The organism is Pandoraea iniqua (genome assembly GCF_902459685.1).
Lineage (GTDB): Bacteria > Pseudomonadota > Gammaproteobacteria > Burkholderiales > Burkholderiaceae > Pandoraea > Pandoraea iniqua.
The window spans coordinates 1-1,103 of the sequence record NZ_CABPSF010000016.1; the positions used below are offsets into that span (position 1 = coordinate 1).

At 56.3% G+C, this 1,103-nt stretch carries 3 tRNA genes and 1 pseudogene; all 4 read right to left on the reverse strand.

What is annotated here, in order from left to right:
• A pseudogene (locus PIN31009_RS28515) lies at positions 1-73 on the reverse strand (GTP-binding protein); the annotation flags it as partial.
• Between the two features lie 71 nt (positions 74-144).
• Positions 145-219, reverse strand: a tRNA-Thr gene (locus PIN31009_RS27780).
• A 34-nt stretch (positions 220-253) separates the two neighbouring features.
• Positions 254-327: transfer RNA gene (locus PIN31009_RS27785), tRNA-Gly, on the reverse strand.
• Positions 328-395: 68 nt separating this feature from the next.
• A tRNA-Tyr gene (locus tag PIN31009_RS27790) sits at positions 396-481 on the reverse strand.
• Positions 482-1,103: the final 622 nt, after the last annotated feature.

The following is a 1,103-nucleotide window of genomic DNA, read 5'->3' on the forward strand; positions in this document are numbered from 1 at the left end:
TGCCATGGTCAACGTGACCGATGGTGCCGACGTTCACGTGCGGCTTAGTCCGCTCGAATTTTTCCTTTGCCATTTCCAACTCCTAACGGGTTATCTATTGCCGAGTTGCTCGGCATGTTGATTGCCGCGCTTCACACTATCTAGTGGTGCCCATGGGCAGGATCGAACTGCCGACCTCTCCCTTACCAAGGGAGTGCTCTACCACTGAGCCACATGGGCGAAACCTTTACTTCTTCTGCGTCTGCGCGTCACCTGGAGCGGGTGAAGGGAATCGAACCCTCGTCATAAGCTTGGAAGGCTTCTGCTCTACCATTGAGCTACACCCGCTTGGATTCTGACTCTCGCTTCCTTGATAATGAGCGCCGGAATTTCCGGCGCTCATTACTTCCGCATTCTGGTGGAGGAGGTTGGATTCGAACCAACGTAGGCGTAAGCCAACAGATTTACAGTCTGCCCCCTTTAGCCACTCGGGCACCCCTCCGCAGAGAATTTGCAATTATGGAGATGTCGCCCTACCTTGTCAACACCTTCCACGCATTAAAAGAGCAGTTTTTGTGCCTGCTGCTGCGATTTTTTTCGATTCGTGCGGCAAGTCTTTGATTTTTCTAGGAATCGAGACGACAAAGCAAAGCCGCAAATTTTTGCCGCTAACTCGCAAATTTGCGGCAGCGCGAACTGCCCAGACGCAGGTGCAGGCCACCACGGTGCAGCGAGGCACGCAGCTCAGCATTGCGACGAGCCTCGGCCTTCTATGGCCGGCCTCCGTGAGGCTGCACCGACGGCGCCCCGTGGCGGTCACTAGGCGGGTTCTGGGGCGTTGAGATCATTGGAATACATTGCTGCCAGCCGTGGCTCAGCGTGCCGCCTGGGAGGCCAGTCTGCGGGGTGCCCAGTCCGGTGAATATCAGGGACGCTGGGGCCTCGCAATGGCCTTGCAACGGCCTCTTAGGCCGTCGAAGCGCACCAACATGCGGCGAAGTGACACGCAAGATTTCGGTTCGCCCAAAGCAAAAACCCCTTGCTACGCGTTGTAGCAAGGGGTTTTTAGGGGAGCCTGACGATTACCTACTTTCACACGGGTATCCGCACTATCATCGGCGTGG